The organism is Vibrio sp. 1727, assembly GCF_033344415.1.
Lineage (GTDB): Bacteria > Pseudomonadota > Gammaproteobacteria > Enterobacterales > Vibrionaceae > Vibrio > Vibrio alginolyticus.
In genome coordinates, this window is record NZ_JAWPOT010000026.1 from 23371 (window position 1) to 44750 (window position 21380).

The following is a 21380-nucleotide window of genomic DNA, read 5'->3' on the forward strand; positions in this document are numbered from 1 at the left end:
TATCAAAAATAAATGGGGCTATCTCAAAGCCAACTTAACTTTACGTTTTTGCCAACATCCTAAGCCGTCGGGCAACGTTTCATTAATCAACAAATAGGAGTGGCTGACATGGGTCACTTTGCCATTATTGCGTCCGAGGTATTGACCCGGCTTAACTTTATAGACGGTGCCATTGGGAGCCTGAACGAGGCCAGAAACCGTGTTATCCATGCCCATGACCCCTTTCAAACGCAATTGGCTTAATGGGAATTTTTCTAATTTGCCAGTTCGCCTTCTTGAGGGCGGTTGCCAACAATCTTTTCTTGCAACTGGCTGAGTCGCGATGGTGGCTTCTTTGGGTAATTCAAAGGGTGCACGCTGTACTTCCGGTGCGTACGTGACTGCAACATACTTGTCTGCGGGCTTAAGCTTCTCGACCTCTCGACGCGCCTGTGTTTCCACTCCTCGAATAAAATCCGTCAATGATTCATCATTCGCCTGGCAGCCCATCAATAGAGAACCCATCAGTACCAGCAACAAAGACTTACTTGTCATTTTTCGTCTCCTCCGGCTTAAACTGATAGGTATTAGCACGCACCCGAAAGTGCAGGGTTTCGCTCTCTTGGCTGACACGTTGCCAAGTCACATCTTTAAACGTGATGATTCGAGGTAGCGTCGCTATTGCCTGAGAAAAATGGCCGATGTCATGAAAGTCGCCCGTTAACTCTATGTTTAAAGGAAGACGATAAAGGAAGTGCTCTGATTGTTTTTCGCCCCAGTCGATTCGGGTGAAAGTCAGCTTATTGTCGATGCCAAGCTCATTCACTGAAGCGAGCATTGTAGCCAGCTCTTTTTGCGCAGGCAGTTGTTGCAGTAATAACTCGTAACGAGTGGTAAGTTCATCCAATTGAGATTGAAGCTGAGGCAACGCTGCCACTTTGTTCGCTTTGATCTTCAATGCCACCTTGAGTGTCTGCTCCTGCTGGATCAAGTGATTCAACTGTTCTTCTTTCGGTTTAAGGTAAAACCAATAACCTAAGCCTTGAATCACCATGATCAGAAGCGCGATTACCACAATTTGGGGCAACAATGGCCACTCGGCCATTTCATCTATTTCGAGATCCTGCCAATCAACCACGTTGAGCCTCCAATTTCTTCTCCGTTACTTTGAACATGAAAGACACTTTGAATGTTTGAAACTCTTTCCCAAAACGGGCTTTGCCGTGAACGATGGAATGCATTTCTACGTCGTTCAACTTGGCCGAGCGCTCCATGTTGTCCAGCATCGTGGCAAGTTTTGGAGTGCTATCTGAGATCCCAGAGATCTCAATTTCCAGATCATTCATTTTGATCTTGTCAACATATACACCTTCAGGGATAACGGCAGGCATTAAGTTCATGAACTCGGTCGTTTTGTTTCGTCCGTTTTGTAAACCTTCAACGACCTTTAGACGTTCGAGGATTTTGCTGTGCTCTTGCTCTGCAATTTTCATTGCTTCAATACGCTGGTCGAGTTCGGCAATGTAGTGAGTGAGGTAATCGAGCCGCTCCTGTTGTTGATCTTGTTGGTACTCAAAAAACTTTCCAATACCCCACTGGATGCCAACAGCGACCAACATGCCTAATGCGACCAAACTGATGAAACGACGTCGGTGCTCTTCTCTTTGATTCTCTCGCCAAGGAAGTAAATTAATGCGATAAAGCACGGGCGCCTCCTAGCCAATGAATGCCACGAACGGCCAGTCCGGCTGCTGTTGAGAAATGCTGCCAATCCACAGCACGACGCTTACGCTTAGACACCTTCATCTCAAATAGCCCTAGCGGATTTAGCAATTCACACTCTAACGACAATTGTTGAGACAACTCCTCTGCGAGCATGGGAGTGGAGGCCCCTTCCCCTGATAACCAGATACCCTTGATGTTTTGTGAGCCATTGATTGAGGTATAGAGCTGCATCTGGCGCTTTACTCGCTCTACGATTTGACGGTTAAACAGCTCTGTTTTCTCCTGAGCATCATCGGACAGAAAATCGACTGGAGAAGCGCTGTTTGCTCCGCGTGTGCCGTAAGCAAACTCTTTGTGAAACAGTTCACCTTGTTCGGTAAACATGGTGAAGGAGCTCGATAAGGTGCCAATATCGAGTAAGCAGTATTTGTTTTTGTCAGGAAAGCGATCGGCGGTGAGCTTCCAGATATGACCAAGGCTTTGCGAATGCACGTCCACTAAAACAGGTTTTAGTCCGGACTTTTGTAATGCATCGACTCGGCCTTCTACCACATCTTTTCTTGTCGCAAACACTTGATAGCTATCACTGCCACTCTGCCCGCCCTCAGCGCGAAGACGAACGAAGTCTAAACTCAGCTCTTCGACAGGGAATGGCGATTGATGAGAAAAGGCTTGTATCACTGCAAACTCAACTTCACTCTCTTCAAGATTTTGTTCTATTTGCAGTTTCTTGCTAATTACCGAGTTATCAGGAACTGAGATCGCAACTTTTTTAGCACCAAAAGGCAGTTCTTTTTTTATCTGCTTGAGGGTCTTTACAATTTCTTGATGATTTATGGTGTTATTTTCAGCGACAATACCTTCCTTTAGTAATATTTCTTTGTAACCCAACAGAGCGTAATTGTTGCCTGTGGGTTTAAGTACTACGGCTTTGAGGCTGTTATGGCCTATATCGATGCCGGTAACGATTAGCTTATCCATCTCTTACTCTCGCTCCGAAATTTCTTCGTGCAAAGGTTGTTATTAGCATCCAAATAAGAGTTAATATCTCTTATGTGCTAAATTTTTGACCTAAGAGTACAAGGGTTTGCCGTTACACAGCCTCAACCAATCAGGGATTCTCCGGTGAAGTTCATAAAGCGTTTATTATTTTTAACATTGATTTGCATAATTCTTGGAGTCACCACAATATTTGGCTTCTATCAGTACGTGAAGCCTGAATTGCCAGATGTTGCAACTCTAAAAGACGTTGAATTACAAACACCTATGAAGGTGTTTAGTCAAGACGGGAAGCTGATCGCACAGTTCGGTGAAAAGCGTCGTATTCCTGTTACTTATGACGAAATTCCTCAAGACTTAATTCACGCGCTCATCGCAACCGAAGATAGTCGTTTCTATGAGCATCCTGGTATCGACCCTATCGGCATCACTCGTGCAGCGGTTGTTGTTGCGGTTTCAGGCTCGGCTAAACAGGGTGCAAGTACGATTACGCAACAGCTAGCTCGTAACTTCTTCTTATCTAATGAGAAGAAGATCATGCGTAAGATTAAAGAGATTTTTATTGCTATCCATATTGAGCAGCTTTTAAGTAAGCAAGAAATCATGGAGCTTTATGTCAATAAAATCTTCCTTGGTTACCGCTCATATGGCTTTGGTGCTGCCGCTCAAGTGTATTTTGGCAAGAGCCTTGATGAATTGACGTTAAGTGAGATTGCAACACTCGCTGGTATGCCAAAAGCGCCATCAACCATGAACCCAATTTACTCTCTTGAGCGCGCAACAAAACGCCGTAACGTTGTATTAATGCGAATGCTTGATGAGAAATACATTACACAAGAGCAGTATGACGAAGCACGCAATGAGCCTATTGTGGCGCGTTATCATAGCGCTGAGATTGAGCTTTCCGCACCTTACGTAGCAGAGTTGGCTCGTGCATGGGCAGTAAAAGAATACGGTGAAGAAGAAGCTTATACCTCTGGCTTGAATATCTACATGACTGTGGATTCTAAACTGCAAGATGCTGCAAATACGTCTGCGGTAAATAACCTCTTGTCATACGATGAACGTCATGGCTACCGTGGTGCAGAAAGTGTGCTTTGGAAAGAAAGGGAAGCGGCCTGGGACAATGAGCAAATAGAAAAGCACCTGAAGAAACAGCCAACTTATGGTGACCTTTACCCTGCGGTTGTGACGAAAGTCGATGATAAGACGGCACAAGTATGGGTTAAGAACCATGAAGAGCAAACCATCCCTTGGACTGGAATGCACTGGGCGCGTAAGTACATTACTGATAACCGCCAAGGCTCAACACCAAAGTCAGCGCATGATGTGCTAGCGACAGGTCAACAAGTTTGGGTTCGCGAAGTAAGTGAAACCGATGAAGATGACAACACAACACTGAGCTGGAAACTGAGCCAAGTGCCGACAGCAAACACCGCGTTTGTTGCGATGAACCCAGAAAATGGCGCGATATTGTCGCTGGTTGGTGGTTTCAACTTTGTTCACAGCAAGTTTAACCGTGCAACCATGTCAGTGCGTCAGGTTGGTTCAAGTATCAAGCCTTTCATCTACTCGGCAGCAATTGACAAAGGGCTGACTCTAGCCACTTTGATTAACGATGCGCCGATTAACAAGTGGGATGCAGGTTCTGGTTCAGCTTGGCGACCAAAAAACTCACCACCGACTTATGGTGGTCCAACGCGTCTTCGCCTCGGCTTAGCTCAATCAAAAAACGTCATGGCAGTGCGTACACTCCGTGAAGTTGGCCTCGAGGAGACACGTCAGTACCTTACTCGTTTCGGTTTTGATATTAACCAAGTACCGCGCTCAGAGACCATCGCACTCGGAGCTGGCAGCTTAACACCAATGAAAGTGGCACAAGGTTACTCTGTGTTTGCGAACGGTGGTTATTACGTTGAACCATTCTATGTAGAACGCGTGGAAGATGCATTCGGTGAAGTACTGTTTAAAGCCAATCCAAAGAGTGTTTGTCATAAGGATTGTCCACAAATGAGCGAGCAGCCAGAAAATCGCTACGCTGATGAATTTGGCGAACAAGACGTCGCAATTGACGGCCTTGCAACAGACAATGCCCTTGAAAATGATGAACCTCAATATGCACCGCAAGTTATCTCTGAACAGAATGCATTCTTAATGCGTGAGATGATGTACAGCAACATTTGGGGTGGCGGTAACTGGCGTGAAGGCACAGGTTGGAATGGTACAGGCTGGCGCGCGCAAAAACTTGGTCGTCGTGATATCGGAGGTAAAACGGGTACAACGAATGATTCCAAGGATGCTTGGTACAATGGCTATGGACCTGGTGTCGTTGCGATAGCTTGGGTTGGCTTTGATGATCACTCACGTGCACTTGGCCGCACCACTGTTAACAGCAACCTAGGGCAAGGCCAAATTTCTGGTGCCGAGTCGGGTGCGAAAACCGCAGAGCCTGCTTGGATTGACTTCATGCGTGTTGCGCTAGAAGGGACGCCGGAGCAAGGTAAAAATATTCCAGAGGATATTATTCGAGTTCGTATTGATCGCAACAGCGGTATGCTAACGCACAAGGTAGATAGCACATCAATGTTCGAATACTTTGAAAAAGGCACGGAGCCTACCGAATACGCTGGCGACCGTTTAGAAGATAGTATTTATTCTTCAGGTTCTGGCGCAGAAGAACTGTTCTAAATCACAAAAGCACAAGGGAGAGCATCAAGCTCTCCCTTTTTATTTCTGCTTTTTATGCTGCAGCATTCAATGATGGATAAGAAGCCAACACCTCTTTAATCTTCGCTGCTAAAGCTTCAAACCTAGCTCGTAATGGTGAGCCCGGACGGTATACGAGCACGATATTACGCGAGGGGGTTGGGTTAACAGCTGGTACGTAGCATACGCCATCTTTTTGCTTCTCATTAGGGATAGAAAGCTGAGGCAATAACGTAATCCCCGCACCGGCAGCAACCATGTTGCGTAACGTCTCCAAGCTGGTGGCTTTAAAACGCTCATCGTCTTTTGCACCAGCGGCAAAACAAAAACCTAACGCTTGATCTCGCAGACAGTGGCCGTCTCCCAACGCTAAAACGGTTTTACCATTCAGCTCCAACATATCAACATGGTCGAGAGAGGCCCACTCGTGGTCACATGGCACTGCGACACTTAATGGCTCTTGATACACTTCGATCTCTTTAAATGGCGCAGTTTCATCAACCGAAGCTAAAACTAAGCAATCTAGTTTGCCTTCTTCCAATTGACGCACTAATTGATGTGTTTGAGCTTCGTGCAGAAATAGTTCCAACTCAGGAAATGCTTCTTTTATCTGCGGCAGAATTTTGGGTAGTAGATAAGGCCCAACCGTCGGGATGAAACCAATATGCATCGGTCCAGTCATGGCTCCGCTTTGACCGCTTGCCATATCTCTGAAGGTTTTCACTTCACTTAAGATGCGTTTAGCCTGCTCCACCAGCTGTAACCCTGAATCGGTAAACAAAACACGTCGGCTGCTTCGCTCTAAAAGCGTGGTCCCGAGTTCATCCTCTAGTTTACGAATTTGCCCACTCAATGTTGGCTGGCTAACAAAACATGCCTCTGCCGCTTTGCGAAAGTGCTTATGTTCCGCAAGTGCAACTAAGTACTCAAAATCTCGAATATTCATAATTCACGCTTCGCTTCTTTAACAATAGCTAATACCTATCAAAACCATAACACCAAACGATTAGAGCTATCAAAGAATTTTTACAATAATGGGCTCAACAAAACGAAACAGAGCGACGAAAAACGCTAAGCTCTATACGCATAATTTAAAATAGTTAAAGGAAATCATTATGTTTGTATCTAAAGAAGGTCAACAAGTCCCTCAAGTTACTTTTCCAGTTCGTCAAGGTGACTCTTGGGTGAATGTAACGACCGATGAGCTATTTAAAGGTAAGACCGTTATCGTATTTAGCTTACCGGGTGCATTTACTCCAACCTGTTCATCAAGCCATCTACCTCGTTACAACGAATTGTTCCCTGTATTTAAAGAGCACGGAGTGGATGAGATTATTTGTGTCTCGGTCAATGATACGTTCGTGATGAATGCATGGAAACAAGACCAAGAAGCAGAAAACATTACCTTCATCCCGGATGGTAATGGTGAATTCACCGATGGCATGGGTATGTTAGTGGATAAAAACGACATCGGCTTTGGCAAACGTTCATGGCGTTACAGCATGCTAGTAAAAGATGGCGTAGTGGAAAAAATGTTCATTGAGCCAAACGAACCAGGCGACCCATTCAAGGTGTCAGATGCAGATACGATGCTGAACTACATAGCGCCTGACTACAAAACGCAAGAATCCATCACGGTGTTCACTAAACCAGGCTGCCCTTTCTGTATGAAAGCGAAACAAAATCTGATTGACCACGGTCTTCAATATGAAGAAGTGATTCTGGGTAAAGACGCAACAACAGTTAGTCTACGAGCTATATCTGGTCGCACGACTGTTCCACAAGTCTTTATCGGTGGCAAGCACATCGGCGGTAGCGAAGAGCTAGAAGCGTATCTAGGCTAAGCTGTCCATAGCCTACACCCTCGGTCTCCGGTGCCTTTTGGCTCGGAGGCCAACCCTAAACCACTTCTTCTACTAGTCTAGATAAGTAGTTATCAGCCAATAAGGTGACTACTTATCCAGATTCAACTATCCAATTCACTCTCCAAGCTCAATGTAGCTAGCTTGGCTTAAAACAAAAGCGAGAGTTCACGATGAAACAAGTTAATGTCGACGTAGCGATTATTGGTGGCGGGACGGCTGGTCTTGGTGCTTATCGAGCAGCAAAAGCTCATACCAACAGCGTGGTAATGATTGAGGGCGGTCCCTACGGAACAACCTGTGCTCGTGTCGGATGCATGCCGTCTAAGCTGTTAATTGCGGCAGCAGAAAGTGTTCATCAAATCGAAAAAGCACCTGGATTTGGGATACACCCGCAAGGTGAAGTACGAATTAACGGACGAGAAGTTATGGATCGTATAAAGCGCGAACGCGATCGTTTTGTTGGCTTTGTGCTTGAAAGTGTCGATGATATTCCCGCTGAAGACAAACTATCGGGCTACGCGAAGTTTGCCGATGACCACACTCTCATCATAGATGATCATACTCAGGTCACCGCACAGCGCATTGTTATTGCGACAGGATCTCGTCCGACATATCCGGCAGCTTGGAATGAACTGGGTGATCGCCTAGTGATTAACGATGATGTATTTGACTGGGATGACTTACCAGAGTCCGTGGCAGTATTTGGCCCAGGAGTCATCGGCCTTGAATTGGGTCAGGCTTTACACCGCCTAGGAGTGAACGTGAAGCTCTTTGGCCTTGGAGGACAAGTGGGCCCACTGACAGACCCAGAGGTGATGGCGTATGCAGATAAAGCCTTTAAGGAAGAGTTCTACCTTGATGCAGATGTAAAAGTCGAAAGCATGAAACGCATTGCATCGTCAGACAATGACGGCGAAGACAAGGTCGAAATCCAATTCATCAACCATGATGGTGAATTAGAAACTTTCGTTGTCGATTACGTATTGGCCGCAACGGGTCGTCGTCCAAACGTCGATAAGCTGACGATCGAGAACACCAATGTGGCTCTCGATGAACGTGGCGTACCAACGGCGGATCACTATACATTGCAAACTTCGGTAGAGAGCATCTTCATCGCAGGTGATGCAAGTAACCAGATTCCACTGCTGCACGAAGCCGCTGACCAAGGCCGTATTGCTGGAGACAACGCAGGCCGTTTCCCAGATATTCGTGCGGGTCTGCGTCGCTCACCAATTTCAGCCGTGTTCTCCGACCCTCAAATTGCTATGGTTGGCGAAACATATAAACAACTAGAAACACGTCTAGGCACATGTGGATGTTTCGCAACCGGTGAAGTCTCGTTTGAAAATCAAGGACGTTCGCGCGTCATGCTTCGTAATAAAGGTATTCTGCATGTCTACGGAGAGCAAGGCACTGGACGTTTTTTAGGTGCAGAAATGATGGGCCCGAATGCAGAGCATCTTGCGCACCTTTTAGCGTGGGCGCACCAAAATAGGATGACGATTTCTGAGATGTTAGATATGCCCTTCTATCACCCAGTGATTGAAGAAGGCGTCCGCACCGCTCTACGTGATTTGAATGCAAAACTACACTTAGGGCCAGAAATGGTGAAACATTGTCTTGACTGCGGCCCAGGCTGCTAACGCTTTCAGGCTTCTATCTAAATATAAAGCAAAGCCTCGTCATCAACGAGGCTTTGCTTTACTACTTTGGCGCAATGAAATCTCTCTTACGCTGCCATCATTGCATAGCGACTGACCATACAAATCGCGACAACACCGATCATAAAGAACCCACCAGCGATACTCAGCGCAAGTTTCAACTCTGTCGACATCATTATATTTCCTGTTAAAGACTGACAGCACACCATACATCAATTACGTGCCACAAAGCTTTTACAAAGCTAACTTTCCATTTTTGGTTGTGTCATGGCGCTCTAAGCCCGTGTAAGAAACGCTTTCCACCATTTAGTTAGATATATAATCTGAAGCAACACTAATGGTTTGGAAAACACTATGACTTGTCGCCGCTGCGAGGAACATTGGTTTTGGAAAAAACTTGGACGTTGCCAACGATGCTTGGATCAATTGACGGTACTTTCTGTACTGTGTTGGATTGTGTGGTGGTTTACGCTCAAAGATGATCCACAAAGCATCGAGTCGATCGCTTTGATCTTTGCCGGCTTCGCTTTCAACGTTTTGTTGTTTCTACACTTATGGATGCGTTTTGTCATCTTGCCTTGGCAACGTCGAAAGGGACAAAAAAAGGCCAATAAAAAAGAGAAAAGTGACAGATAGAAAAAAGCCCCAAAACCAATGTCAGTTCTGGGGCTCTCTTAGATTCTTCTAAGAAAAAGCAGTGGTACTTTAATAGACCGGGCTTCCTCTCAAAGGTTCCAAATTTTTTCGATTTTTTTAGCGAATACTGATGTAAGTAAACAGGAAAATGACTATGTCATTGAATGCTAATAAAATCACTCCACAACTTCAGTTCATGCCACATGCGTTTTTTGGATCACTTGCTCCATTAAATTGATCTCAAGCGCTACCTCATCACATGCATGTTGACGTTGGCACTGATCGCAATCTTTCAGAACTTTCTCCGGCAGTAATGACTTCGATGTAGGTAAAAAGCTTTGCTTCATAAAGAACTCAGGCGTTCGCGTTAGAACAAAGACTTTCTTGATCGCCATCTGGCGCGCTTTCTCAACCAAATAGTTCACAATCGCACTGCCCTGCCCTTGGCCTTGCCAGCCCGCTTCGATACCAAGAGAGCGTATTTCTGCCAACCCTGAGTCATACACATATAGAGAAGCGCAACCCGTCACTTCACCATGATGCTCAGCCACCGCAAAAGAGCCAATATCTCTCACGAGCTCATTACGAGAGCGCGGAAGATTCTCACCAAGGTTCGCCCAGTAAGCAACCATACCTTCCAACGTTTCAATGTCCGTCAAACGTGCAGGACGCACTTTCACCGCCGAGCTGTCACGCTGGCTCAGGCGCTTATCCGCTTGTTCTACCGCGTAAGCGACCTGGTGAGGCGAAACACCCCCCAAAGCACAACGCTTTTCCAAACACGAATCGATAGTCAGAATGTCATACACATCCGCTTCAATGACTTCTGAGAAGGCTTTTAACTCTTCGATAGACAGCTCTTCTAGCGCACAACCTTTAGCAATAGCACCAACGACCGCGACACCGACGATGTGGTGAGCTTCACGGAATGGGATGCCTTTCGCCACTAGGTAATCAGCTAACTCCGTCGAGTTTGCGTAACCTTGTTTCGCCGCTTCTAGTGTGCGCTCGCCATTCACTTTAATACCGTCAAAACACAGAGCTGCCATTTCCATGCAGTCGTTCCATGTATCTAAAGCGTCAAACAACCCTTCTTTATCTTCCTGCATGTCTTTGTTGTACGCCAATGGCAAAGCTTTAACTGTCATCATCATGCTCGATAATGCGCCATAGACACGCCCTGTCTTACCACGGATCAACTCAAGTGCATCTGGGTTTTTCTTCTGTGGCATTAATGACGAACCAGATGTCACCGTATCCGCTAACTCAATGAAGTTTGACTCGCCTGAATTGTAGAAGATCATATCTTCTGCAAGACGAGAAAGGTGAAGCATAGAAATCGACGCCACCGACATCAGTTCCATCACATGATCACGATCTGAAACCGAATCGAGTGAATTACGCGTAGCACGGTGGAAACCGAGATTATGTGCTAATTGTTCGCGATCAATCGGATAAGCCGTTCCCGCTAAAGCACCCGAGCCAAGTGGACAAGTGTCGAGACGCTGTAAGGCATCATTCAGACGAGAGTAGTCACGCTCGAACATTTCAACATAAGCCAAGCACCAGTGAGCAAAGGTTACAGGTTGAGCACGCTGAAGATGAGTATAGCCTGGCAATACGGTGCCTTGGTGCTGTTTAGCAACATGGACCATTTGTGCTTGTAGGCGATCTAAAGCAATCAACAATTGCTGACCTTGCTGACGACACCAAAGTTTCAAGTCTGTGGCGACTTGGTCATTACGAGAACGCCCAGTGTGGAGTTTTTTACCTAAATCTCCCACTTTACTGATTAGCTGCTGTTCAACCCAAGAGTGGATATCTTCTGCATCAGAGCGAAGAATTTGGTGAGGGTCTTCCATCACTTCTAACTTCAGCTCATTTAAAGCAAGTTCCAGTTTTTGCTGTTCTTCTGCCGATAGCACATCAACAGAAAGCAGAGCTTTAGACCATGCGATTGAACCTACGATGTCTTGCTCAGCCAATCGGTAGTCAAAACGCAACGAATCATTGAACTCTTTAAATCTGGTGTCTGCCGCTTGGGTAAATCTTCCGCCCCATAATGCCATTGCGTCTCTCCTGATGACTATTGCTTACTCTAACGTTCTCGAATGAGTAGTAACCAATTTGATGGTCATTTGCTCACTTTTTCTTATGGGTCAACGTTACGGCAATTTCGATAAAAAATAAAGTATAAATTCAATATTTTTACATATATATTCAAGACAAATTTAGGTACCCGCTTTTAGAAACCAAAAGACCCGCCTATAAATGGCGGGTCTTTATTCAATCCAAGATGGATGTTAAGGGATTATTTCTTCTGGCTGTTCAATGCACGAATACGGCTTGATAGCGAGTAAAGACGGATAAACCCACCTGCATGGCTTTGGTCGTAAACTTCATCTTCACCAAAAGTCGCGAACTCTTCTGAATACAAGCTGTTGTCAGAACGTTTTTGCGTCACTGTCGCTTGACCTTTGTAGAGCTTAACAACCACTTCACCGTTAACGTCTTGCGCTAGCTCTTCTGAAGCGGCAAGGATCGATTTACATAGTGGCGTAAACCAACGGCCATCGTATACAAGGTGAGACGCTTTTAGACCTAGCTCCTCACGGAATTCGAATGATGATTTGTCTAGCACAAGCTGCTCTACAGCACGCAGCGCTTCCATCATGATGGTGCCTCCCGGTGTTTCATAACAACCACGAGACTTCATTCCAACAAGACGGTTTTCCACGATATCGATACGGCCAACACCGTGCTTAGCGCCCTTCTCGTTTAGGTAAACCAGTGCGTTGTATGGTGTCATCGCTTCACCATCAACTTCGACCACTTCACCTTTTTCTACTTTCAGCGTGACGTATTCCGCTTCATTTGGCGCTTGCTCTGGGTCGACAGTCCACACCCAGCAGTCTTCGTTTGGTGCGTTCCACGTATCTTCTAAAACGCCGCCTTCCGTCGAAATGTGCCATGCGTTTGCATCACGTGAATAGATCTTAGTAAGAGACGCAGAGCAAGGAATATTACGCTCAGCTAGGTAATCCAAACACTCTTCACGACTCACTAGGTCCCACTCACGCCAAGGTGCAATCACTTGTAAGTCCGGTGCTAGTGCTGCGAATGCGCCTTCGAAACGTACTTGGTCGTTACCTTTACCTGTACAGCCATGACACAGAGCGTCCGCGCCCACTTTACGTGCCACTTCAACCTGCGCTTTGGCAATGATTGGACGCGCCATTGATGTACCTAGCAGGTACTTACCTTCGTAGTACGCGCCAGTTTTTAGCGTTGGGTAAATGTAGTCTGCGACCATTTCTTCTTTCAAGTCAGCGATGTAGCACTCAGAAGCACCAGAGGCTTTTGCTTTCGCTTCAATGCCTTCTAGCTCTTCGGCACCTTGACCAACATCGGCAACGAAAGCCACTACTTCACAGTCGTAGTTCTCTTTTAGCCACGGGATGATTACTGAAGTATCTAGACCGCCTGAGTATGCGACTACCACTTTATTTACGTTCACTTTGCTCATGTTTTTTCTCCAAACTTAACTGGCGCTGCGCTCGGCGGTCAGTGCCAACTACGACTTCCTAATATTGAATTCTTTTGCTGATGCTTATTGAGGCAAGAATTGAGTACCAATACTTTCACCAGCGAATAACTGTGCTAATTTTTCTGGGTAACGCCAGGTCGCGACTTCAATTGGACGGCCAAGATCATTGGCGGCCTCCAAAGCGGCTTTAACTTTGACGATCATGCCATCGGTGATCACATGTCCATCGATCAACGAGTTAGCTTGCTGCTCTGACAGGGTTTTGATCAAATGGCCTTTTCCATCTAGTACACCACTCACGTCTGATAACAGGACTAACTCCGCATCTAATGCGCCCGCAACCGCGACTGCTGCTTGATCAGCATTCACATTCATCATCTGGCCATCTTTGGTTAAACCAATTGAACTGATGATCGGCAGTGCACCTGTGTTTAGCACCGCTTGTAATAGTGCTGAGTCACCCGGTGATGCTTTGCCTACCGCGCCGAGTTCTGGGTCAAGTTCTTCAACAAGACACAAACCACCATCCGCAAGGCTAAGGCCCACAGCGTTAAGACCGTCCGCAATCGCTTGACCTTGAAGTAACTTATTCGCAGTGCCCGCAAGCGCGCCTGCAATCACAGGAATTTGCTCGTATGGCGTTACGCGTAAACCGTTTTTCTTTACGGTTTCAAGCTGAAGCTTTGCCATCAACTCATCAACTAGGTAGCCACCGCCATGAACGATGGCGATTTGTCGCTGTGCCGATTTTTGGTAAGCCGCAATGGCACCAAAAAGTTGGCTTAAGGTTTGAGTGCATGATAGAGCTGCACCACCTAGCTTAATGACTAAAGGAGCTTGATTGGTTTGCGTCATCGCATTTCCCTCTTTCAACGACTACAGCAACGCTGTCAGTTCTGGGTAACCGTAATGAATATTGAGACATTGCATCGCTTGACTCGATGCACCTTTAAGTAGGTTGTCGATAGCTGAAATCACAATGATGTGTTCGCCTTGTACCTTCCAGCCGATATCGCAGAAAGGGGTATTTTCGACATCCTGAATACGTGGAATACCGTCGCCTTTAAGACGCACCGCAGGCTTGCCTTGATAAGCTTGTTCAAACGCCTGTGCCACTTGTGCTTCTGTCACACCTTGCGCAAGCTTCATGGTGATAGTGGCAAGAATGCCGCGTTTAAAGTTGCCGAGGTGCGGAGTAAAAATCACATCGCAACCCAAGTGCTGAGCAATCTCTGGCTGGTGACGATGGTTAAATACACCATAAGGTTGCAAGCTCACTTCACAGAAGCTGTTAACCATGGAGGCTTTACGCCCTGCACCTGATACACCACTGGTTGCGTTGATCACTGGCCATTGGTTGGTATCGAGCAACGCATGTTCTAATAAAGGTTTGATTGCAAGCTGTGAAGCGGTTGGGTAGCAACCTGCTACTGCAATCAAAGGAGTGGTTTTTATTGATTCTTGGTTCCACTCTGCTAAGCCGTACGCTGCTTTATCTAGCCAGTTGTTATGTTGATGTGCGAAGCCATAAAAAGTGTCGTAAAAGCCTTCACTTTTCACACGGAATGCGCCCGATAAATCGAATACCTGACAGCCTGCCTCCAAGAAAGTTGGGGCTAAATCATGGCTGACTTCGTGAGCCGTTGCCAAAAACACCACGTCCGATTCTTGAGCGATTTGCAGTGGATCCGTTAGTGGTAAAACTGGCATATCAATGATGCCCGCTAGCTTACCGTGCAGCTGCGCGATGCTCTTTCCCGCATCAACACTGTTGGCGGAAACGTATAAACCTGATAGCGTGAGTTGTGGGTGTTTATTAACCATTAACGCTAACTCTGCGCCGGTGTAACCGCTGGCTCCAATAATCGTGGTTTTTAGCATTGTGTGACATCCATATACTTAAAGGCTCAAATGACTATTCATATTTAATTTCTGCTTTATTTTGATTTTTTATTCATTAAATATGATTTAATATGTGTTTTACATTTTTGTGGTCTGTCTGTCAACAGGAGATTTGAAGAATCCATGCAATTACCAACTTTTCTAGAGGTCTATGAAGGACTCATCAGCACCTCTTCTATCAGCTCCACGGATCCGAGCTGGGATCAGGGCAATGCAAAAGTCATCGAAAAACTCGCATCTTGGTTTAAAGATCTGGGTTTTAGCGTTGAAGTGATCGAAGTCGAGCCAGGCAAGCACAATATGATCGCACGTATGGGAGAGGGAGAAGGTGGCCTTTTACTTGCTGGCCATAGTGATACCGTGCCATTCGATCAAGGGCGATGGAATTTTGAACCGCATAAACTGACGGAAAAAGACAACCGCTTCTACGGTTTAGGCACAGCAGACATGAAAGGCTTTTTCGCCTTTATTTATGAAGCAGTGAAGAAAGTCGATTGGAGCAAGCAGAGCAAACCACTTTACGTATTAGCCACTTGTGACGAAGAGACCACCATGCTGGGCGCGCGACATTTCACAGCAAACGCCCCATTTAAGCCGGATTACTGCATCATTGGTGAACCCACCAGCCTTGTACCAATTCGAGGTCATAAAGGGCATGTGGCAAATGCCATTCGCGTAACAGGCAAGTCCGGTCACTCATCGGACCCAGCGCTTGGCGTTAACGCTATTGAGATCATGCATGAAGTCATGTTCGCCATGATGCAACTGCGTGACAAATTGATTAAAGAATATCACCATCCGGGTTTTGCCATTCCAAGCCCTACCCTAAATCTTGGACACATTCACGGTGGTGACAGCGCTAACCGTATTTGTGGTTGCTGTGAGCTGCATTACGACGTGCGTCCTCTTCCCGGCATTAGCCTTGATGGTTTAGAGAACATGTTGCGCGGAGCATTAAAAGAAGTCGAAGCGAAATGGCCTGGGAGACTGGAGATTATTCCATTGCATGAGCCTATTCCGGGTTACGAATGCCAACATGACCACCCATTTATTGGTGGTGTTGAAGAGATCTGCCAAACCAGTTCAGAAACCGTGAACTACTGTACTGAAGCACCATTTCTACAGCAGTTGTGTCCAACCTTGGTGCTCGGCCCTGGGTCAATCGACCAAGCCCATCAACCGGATGAGTTTCTATCCTTCGACTTTATCGACCCCACAATTGATGTGCTTTCAAAGGCGATGGTCAAGTACTGCTGTTAATACGCGTTTAAGCTCGAAAGTCTGTGCAGCTCGATTGAGCTGCATCTTTTTATCTTCACAATTTAGCGCTAGTCTTAACAATTATTTAACTTGTTATTTTGTAATTAATTTTCACTTCTTACTCTATGGCTGCCGTAAATTTGCTCTAAATCAGGAGACAGCGGAATAATTGCAAACTTAGTCTGCTTTATTTGACTATAACTGGTGCTTTTCGCTAGATTGGAGTCTTAACAAGGACAATGGATGTAGTTTTTTTACGAGGCAGGACGACAATGAACGAGAAATACGCCGCACTCAAAAGTAATGTGCGCATGTTAGGCCACTTATTGGGTAACACCATTCGCGATGCCCATGGCGAAGAAATCTTCGAGAAAGTGGAAACCATTCGTAAATTATCCAAATCAGCTCAAGCAGGGAATCAAGCAGACAGGGACAGCTTGATCGAAGAAATCAAACATCTACCTGATGAGCAGCTAACGCCCGTTACTCGCGCGTTTAACCAATTTCTAAACCTCACCAATATCGCTGAGCAATACCACACGATTTCACGCCATTGTGAAGAGCACATTTGCGAACCAGACGCGATTAACTCGCTGTTTTCTAAACTGGTACAAAACGATGTGAGCAAACTGGACACTGCCCAAGCGGTTCGTGATCTGAATATTGAATTGGTATTGACGGCTCACCCAACAGAAATTACGCGCCGCACGATGATCAACAAACTGGTCAAGATAAACGAGTGCTTATCAAAGTTGGAGCTAAGCGATCTTTCTTCTAAAGAGCGCAGAAAAACCGAACGCCGCCTAGAGCAACTGATTGCCCAAGGCTGGCATTCAGACGTGATTCGACAACAACGCCCTACTCCGTTGGATGAAGCAAAGTGGGGCTTTGCGGTCGTTGAAAACTCTCTATGGGAAGCAGTACCGGACTTCCTACGTGAGATGAATGACCGTCTAAAATCTTACCTTGGAGAAGGTTTACCCATTGATGCTCGCCCAGTGCACTTCTCCTCTTGGATGGGCGGTGACCGTGACGGTAACCCGTTTGTTACTCACAACGTTACGCGTGAAGTCTTACTTTTGTCTCGTTGGAAAGCCGCCGATCTTTATCTCAATGACATCAACGAGTTGATCAGCGAGCTGTCTATGACAGTTTCAAACGATCAAGTCCGTGAGCTTGCTGGCGAAGATCAGCACGAACCATACCGTGCGATCCTGAAGCAATTACGCACTCTGCTCAATGAAACCAAAGATATTCTCGATGCTAAGATCCACGGTCAAAAACTGGCCGTTAAAGCACCACTGCAAAAAGTCGAGCAACTTTGGGAACCGCTGTATGCCTGCTACCAGTCACTAAACGAATGTGGCATGGGTGTAATAGCCAACGGCTCACTACTGGATACACTACGCCGCGTAAAAGCATTTGGTATCCATCTTGTACGTCTTGATATCCGCCAAGAGAGCACGCGTCACTCAGACGTCTTGTCTGAACTAACTCGCTACTTAGGTATTGGTGATTACGAACAATGGAGTGAGCAAGATAAGATTGCTTTTCTAACTAACGAGCTGGCATCTAAACGTCCGCTTCTCCCTCGTGATTGGGAACCGTCTGAACCCGTCAAAGAGGTTTTGGATACCTGCAAGATTGTTGCAGCACAACCGCGTGAAGCGTTTGGCGCTTACGTTATTTCAATGGCACGTACCGCCTCTGACGTACTAGCCGTTCATCTACTGCTACAAGAAGCTGGTTGCCCTTACCGCATGGATGTGTGTCCTCTGTTCGAAACGCTAGACGATTTGAACAACGCGGAATCGGTCATCAAGCAGCTTATGGGGATTGACCTTTACCGTGGTTTTATCCAAAACCACCAGATGGTCATGATTGGTTACTCTGACTCAGCGAAAGATGCAGGTGTTATGTCTGCAGGTTGGGCTCAGTATCATGCGATGGAATCGTTAGTTAAAGTGGCTGAAGAAGAAGGCGTTGAGCTAACTCTATTCCATGGTCGTGGGGGCACAGTCGGTCGCGGTGGCGCACCTGCGCATGCTGCGCTTTTGTCGCAACCACCAAAAAGCTTGAAAGGCGGTTTACGTGTAACAGAGCAAGGCGAGATGATCCGCTTTAAACTGGGACTCCCAGATGTCGCAGTAAACAGCTTTAACCTATACGCAAGTGCGATTCTGGAAGCCAACTTGTTACCGCCACCGGAGCCAAAACAAGAATGGCGCGACTTGATGGAAGTGCTATCAGAAGTAAGCTGTGAGTCTTACCGAAATGTGGTTCGTGGCGAGCCAGATTTCGTGCCTTACTTCCGCCAAGCAACACCAGAACTCGAACTCGGTAAGTTGCCACTTGGTTCTCGTCCTGCAAAACGCAACCCTAAGGGCGGAGTAGAAAGCTTACGTGCAATCCCGTGGATCTTCTCATGGAGTCAAAACCGTTTGGTACTTCCTGCATGGCTAGGCGCAGGTGAAGCGATTCAATACTCGATCGATAAAGGCCACCAAGCATTGCTCGAAGAGATGTGCCGCGAATGGCCGTTTTTCTCTACTCGTCTCGGCATGCTAGAGATGGTGTACTCGAAGTGTAATATTGATATCTCTCGCTACTACGATGAGCGATTGGTGGATGAGTCGCTCCGTCCACTCGGTGAAAAACTTCGTGCTCAGCTTCAAGAAGACATCAAAGCGGTACTGAATGTAGAGAACAATGAAAACTTGATGCAGCATGACCCTTGGGGACTCGAGTCGATTCGCTTACGCAATATCTACGTTGAGCCATTGAATATGCTACAGGCAGAGCTACTATACCGCACGCGTCAAACCGAAGAAGCTTCTGCAAACTTGGAAGAAGCGTTGATGGTGACGATTGCTGGTATTGCTGCTGGTATGCGCAACACAGGCTAATCGTTTCATTTTTAATAAAAAGCTGGGCAAATGCTCAGCTTTTTTTTATCACAGGATAATCGCACCAAAACAAAGACAGTTAAATATACCACTATAGACCCAAAAAATACCAAAATAAAAGAATAAAAAACCACAAGTTAACACTATTGATTATTATGTTAGTTTTTTAGGGTAATTTTGTCCTACTATTCCACTTCATGCTTATTATTTATATACTACTTGCCTGCTGAGAGCTCATAAATCCAATCATACCTGCTCCAGCCTTGATGGGACTCCCCATCTCTCTAGGTGATAAACGGCTTTAAGGTGACAGGACCAACATTGTTGGTGCTACTTATACATTAAAAAACTCAAGTGCCAGTAAGAGCGCAGCTGAAAGTATAAGTAGCTTGTTTACAAGTTTATTGACCATTTGGATTGAAGACATGTCATTACCACACGTAATCTTAACTGTTCTTAGCACTCGCGACGCAACCGGTTACGATATCACTAAAGAATTCTCTGCTAGCATCGGTTACTTCTGGAAAGCAAGCCACCAACAGGTGTACCGTGAACTCAACAAAATGGCTGAGAAAGAACTGGTTACTTGCGTATTAGAACCCCAAGAAGGCAAACCAGACCGCAAGGTTTACTCCATTACAGACGCTGGTCGCAGCGCTTTAGGAGAGTGGTTTGATCAACCAACTGCACACCCAACAGTTCGTGATGAGTTTTCAGCGAAATTGATGGCATGTGCCGTTCAACCAGCGGCTCCATTCCGTGACCAACTCGCCGAGCTAGTTGAAGAGTCTCGCAAACTGGTTTCTCACTACAAAGAAATTGAAGCGGCTTACTACGCAACGCCGTCAACTTTAGATAAACAAGCTCGCCTAGAACGTCTAACGCTTCGCCGTAACCTACTGTTACGTGAAACTTGGATCACTTGGGCAGAAGAAGTTCTAACTGAACTTGAAGTGATTGGTTAAACTCCTTTTGCTTTGATAAAACGAAAAAGGCTTGCCACTTGGCAAGCCTTTTATCTTTTTGAAACCAGATTTACGCACCGACTACTGCGCGAGGACGAACACCCAACGTATGGCATAACGCGTAAGTCATCTCTGCACGGTTTAGTGTGTAGAAGTGAAAGTCCTTAACCCCTTCACGACTCAGTACACGCACCATATCAATAGCTTGGCTAGCTCCTACAAGCTGGCGAGTCACCGGATCATCATCCAAACCATCGAATTGTTTGCTCATCCATCCTGGTACTTTCACGTTGTTCTGTGCCGCAAAGCGAGAAGCTTGCTTAAAGTTCGATACAGGCAAAATTCCTGGCACAATTTCTACGTCAATTCCTGCTGCGACACAACGGTCACGGAATCGCAGGTAAGACTCAACGTCAAAAAAGAACTGAGTAATAGCACGGTTTGCACCTGCATCTACCTTACGTTTTAGGTTCAATAAGTCAGACTGAGCGCTTTTAGCTTCAGGGTGAACCTCAGGGAATGCAGCAACGGAGATATCGAAATCGTGGCGTGATTTCAGCAGCTCAACCAAATCCGAGGCATACATATCAGGCGCACCGCCACCTGGAGGAATATCACCACGCAGAGCGACGATATTTTCAATACCATTGTTCCAATAATCATCGGCAATATTAATCAACTCTTCACGAGTCGCATCAATACAAGTGAGATGGGGAGCGGCAACCAATCCGGTTGTTGCTTTAATTTCTTTAATGATGGAGTGTGTTCTGTCACGCTCGCCGGAGTTCGCACCGTAAGTCACAGAAACAAATTTAGGTTGAAGCGTTTTAAGACGGTGCACTGAATTCCAAAGTGTTTCTTCCATCTTAGCGCTGCTTGGCGGAAAAAACTCAAACGATACATTGATGTTATCTGATAACTCAGCAATATTCTGGTTCAAGGCGTCGATATGGCCTGCGTGCGTATATCCCATCTTACTCTCCCTGCGGCACTCCGCCACGAAAACAAATCCTTAAAATCGACGTTTAGACGTCTATATGTCTACAGAATGTATTGAATACGATTTAATGTCAACCTTGTAATTATGAATTTTTCTCAAGTTAATAATGAAGATAGTTCAAGTTTCTACTTGAGCATCATCTCGCCATTTTGCACGGGTTATGACTTCAGTATGGCACTGATAGGGGAATAAAAAACCCTGGATTAATTCCAGGGTTTTTAGGTCAATC

Annotated in this window: 17 protein-coding genes; 7 read left to right on the forward strand and 10 right to left on the reverse strand. The window is 46.0% G+C overall.

Features of this window, described 5'->3' with window-relative positions; translation table 11 throughout:
- Positions 1 to 18: 18 nt before the first annotated feature.
- From R8O10_RS20390 to pilM, 4 genes are read right to left on the reverse strand one after another with little or no spacing between them, the layout of a single operon-like run.
- Complete coding sequence (locus R8O10_RS20390; RefSeq protein WP_005382766.1) at positions 19 to 534, reverse strand: pilus assembly protein PilP; 516 nt, start codon at positions 532 to 534, stop codon at positions 19 to 21.
- A complete protein-coding gene (locus R8O10_RS20395; protein ID WP_053350733.1) occupies positions 524 to 1117 on the reverse strand; it encodes a type 4a pilus biogenesis protein PilO in 594 nt (197 codons plus the stop codon). The genes R8O10_RS20390 and R8O10_RS20395 overlap by 11 nt, the downstream gene beginning before the upstream one ends.
- Positions 1110 to 1685, reverse strand: coding sequence for a PilN domain-containing protein (locus R8O10_RS20400; protein WP_005381323.1), 576 nt, complete (start codon positions 1683 to 1685; stop codon positions 1110 to 1112). The genes R8O10_RS20395 and R8O10_RS20400 overlap by 8 nt, the downstream gene beginning before the upstream one ends.
- Entirely contained in the window at positions 1669 to 2685 is a 1017-nt protein-coding gene (pilM, locus tag R8O10_RS20405) for a type IV pilus biogenesis protein PilM (RefSeq protein WP_005381324.1), read from the reverse strand. Before pilM ends, R8O10_RS20400 begins: the two co-directional genes overlap by 17 nt.
- Positions 2686 to 2829: 144 nt before the next feature.
- Between pilM and R8O10_RS20410 the strand changes: the two genes are divergently transcribed.
- Positions 2830 to 5391, forward strand: a complete 2562-nt coding sequence (locus tag R8O10_RS20410) for a penicillin-binding protein 1A (protein ID WP_206958471.1) — start codon at positions 2830 to 2832, stop codon at positions 5389 to 5391.
- 52 nt (positions 5392 to 5443) lie between these two features.
- Here the strand turns inward: R8O10_RS20410 and oxyR are convergent, their stop codons facing one another.
- Positions 5444 to 6355: a DNA-binding transcriptional regulator OxyR gene (gene oxyR / locus R8O10_RS20415; protein WP_005381326.1), complete on the reverse strand. Its 912-nt coding sequence runs from the start codon at positions 6353 to 6355 to the stop codon at positions 5444 to 5446.
- Between the two features lie 169 nt (positions 6356 to 6524).
- Here oxyR and R8O10_RS20420 point away from each other — a divergent pair, with 169 nt between their 5' ends.
- The 3 genes from R8O10_RS20420 to R8O10_RS20430 all read left to right on the forward strand — a co-directional run bounded on the left by R8O10_RS20420 (position 6525) and on the right by R8O10_RS20430 (position 9571).
- Complete coding sequence (locus tag R8O10_RS20420) at positions 6525 to 7253, forward strand: redoxin family protein (RefSeq protein ID WP_005382781.1); 729 nt, start codon at positions 6525 to 6527, stop codon at positions 7251 to 7253.
- Positions 7254 to 7444: 191 nt separating this feature from the next.
- Complete coding sequence (locus tag R8O10_RS20425; RefSeq protein ID WP_213971116.1) at positions 7445 to 8917, forward strand: dihydrolipoyl dehydrogenase; 1473 nt, start codon at positions 7445 to 7447, stop codon at positions 8915 to 8917.
- Between the two features lie 372 nt (positions 8918 to 9289).
- Positions 9290 to 9571 carry a DUF3624 domain-containing protein gene (locus R8O10_RS20430; protein ID WP_025768083.1) on the forward strand — a complete coding sequence of 94 codons (282 nt, stop codon included), beginning with the start codon at positions 9290 to 9292 and terminating at the stop codon, positions 9569 to 9571.
- 194 nt (positions 9572 to 9765) lie between these two features.
- Here R8O10_RS20430 and argH read toward each other — a convergent pair whose 3' ends face one another.
- From argH to argC, 4 genes are all read right to left on the reverse strand, one after another.
- Positions 9766 to 11640 carry an argininosuccinate lyase gene (gene argH, locus R8O10_RS20435; protein ID WP_318191689.1) on the reverse strand — a complete coding sequence of 625 codons (1875 nt, stop codon included), beginning with the start codon at positions 11638 to 11640 and terminating at the stop codon, positions 9766 to 9768.
- 242 nt (positions 11641 to 11882) lie between these two features.
- Positions 11883 to 13097: an argininosuccinate synthase gene (locus R8O10_RS20440; RefSeq protein WP_017821738.1), complete on the reverse strand. Its 1215-nt coding sequence runs from the start codon at positions 13095 to 13097 to the stop codon at positions 11883 to 11885.
- Positions 13098 to 13181: 84 nt separating this feature from the next.
- Complete coding sequence (gene argB / locus R8O10_RS20445) at positions 13182 to 13973, reverse strand: acetylglutamate kinase (protein ID WP_137282407.1); 792 nt, start codon at positions 13971 to 13973, stop codon at positions 13182 to 13184.
- 21 nt (positions 13974 to 13994) lie between these two features.
- Positions 13995 to 14999 carry an N-acetyl-gamma-glutamyl-phosphate reductase gene (gene argC, locus R8O10_RS20450; RefSeq protein WP_017633525.1) on the reverse strand — a complete coding sequence of 335 codons (1005 nt, stop codon included), beginning with the start codon at positions 14997 to 14999 and terminating at the stop codon, positions 13995 to 13997.
- A 144-nt stretch (positions 15000 to 15143) separates the two neighbouring features.
- On the opposite strand from argC, the gene argE reads away from it, so the two are divergent.
- From argE to R8O10_RS20465, 3 genes are all read left to right on the forward strand, one after another.
- Positions 15144 to 16280: an acetylornithine deacetylase gene (argE, locus tag R8O10_RS20455; protein ID WP_213900083.1), complete on the forward strand. Its 1137-nt coding sequence runs from the start codon at positions 15144 to 15146 to the stop codon at positions 16278 to 16280.
- 272 nt (positions 16281 to 16552) lie between these two features.
- Positions 16553 to 19186, forward strand: a complete 2634-nt coding sequence (gene ppc / locus R8O10_RS20460) for a phosphoenolpyruvate carboxylase (protein ID WP_005381336.1) — start codon at positions 16553 to 16555, stop codon at positions 19184 to 19186.
- A gap of 425 nt (positions 19187 to 19611) precedes the next feature.
- Positions 19612 to 20151, forward strand: a complete 540-nt coding sequence (locus tag R8O10_RS20465; RefSeq protein WP_005382791.1) for a PadR family transcriptional regulator — start codon at positions 19612 to 19614, stop codon at positions 20149 to 20151.
- 70 nt (positions 20152 to 20221) lie between these two features.
- On the opposite strand, the gene metF is transcribed toward R8O10_RS20465, so the two are convergent.
- Positions 20222 to 21124 carry a methylenetetrahydrofolate reductase gene (gene metF / locus R8O10_RS20470; protein ID WP_005381345.1) on the reverse strand — a complete coding sequence of 301 codons (903 nt, stop codon included), beginning with the start codon at positions 21122 to 21124 and terminating at the stop codon, positions 20222 to 20224.
- Positions 21125 to 21380: the final 256 nt, after the last annotated feature.

Bases quoted from the DNA above. Each gene is read 5' to 3' on its own strand.
- argH (WP_318191689.1), bottom strand. From the start codon at position 11,640: ATGGCATTATGGGGCGGAAGATTTACCCAAGCGGCAGACACCAGATTT.
- R8O10_RS20440 (WP_017821738.1), bottom strand. From the start codon at position 13,097: ATGAGCAAAGTGAACGTAAATAAAGTGGTAGTCGCATACTCAGGCGGT.
- R8O10_RS20430 (WP_025768083.1), top strand. From the start codon at position 9,290: ATGACTTGTCGCCGCTGCGAGGAACATTGGTTTTGGAAAAAACTTGGA.
- R8O10_RS20465 (WP_005382791.1), top strand. From the start codon at position 19,612: ATGTCATTACCACACGTAATCTTAACTGTTCTTAGCACTCGCGACGCA.
- ppc (WP_005381336.1), top strand. From the start codon at position 16,553: ATGAACGAGAAATACGCCGCACTCAAAAGTAATGTGCGCATGTTAGGC.
- R8O10_RS20420 (WP_005382781.1), top strand. From the start codon at position 6,525: ATGTTTGTATCTAAAGAAGGTCAACAAGTCCCTCAAGTTACTTTTCCA.
- R8O10_RS20425 (WP_213971116.1), top strand. From the start codon at position 7,445: ATGAAACAAGTTAATGTCGACGTAGCGATTATTGGTGGCGGGACGGCT.
- argB (WP_137282407.1), bottom strand. From the start codon at position 13,973: ATGACGCAAACCAATCAAGCTCCTTTAGTCATTAAGCTAGGTGGTGCA.
- R8O10_RS20390 (WP_005382766.1), bottom strand. From the start codon at position 534: ATGACAAGTAAGTCTTTGTTGCTGGTACTGATGGGTTCTCTATTGATG.
- oxyR (WP_005381326.1), bottom strand. From the start codon at position 6,355: ATGAATATTCGAGATTTTGAGTACTTAGTTGCACTTGCGGAACATAAG.
- pilM (WP_005381324.1), bottom strand. From the start codon at position 2,685: ATGGATAAGCTAATCGTTACCGGCATCGATATAGGCCATAACAGCCTC.
- argC (WP_017633525.1), bottom strand. From the start codon at position 14,999: ATGCTAAAAACCACGATTATTGGAGCCAGCGGTTACACCGGCGCAGAG.
- argE (WP_213900083.1), top strand. From the start codon at position 15,144: ATGCAATTACCAACTTTTCTAGAGGTCTATGAAGGACTCATCAGCACC.
- metF (WP_005381345.1), bottom strand. From the start codon at position 21,124: ATGGGATATACGCACGCAGGCCATATCGACGCCTTGAACCAGAATATT.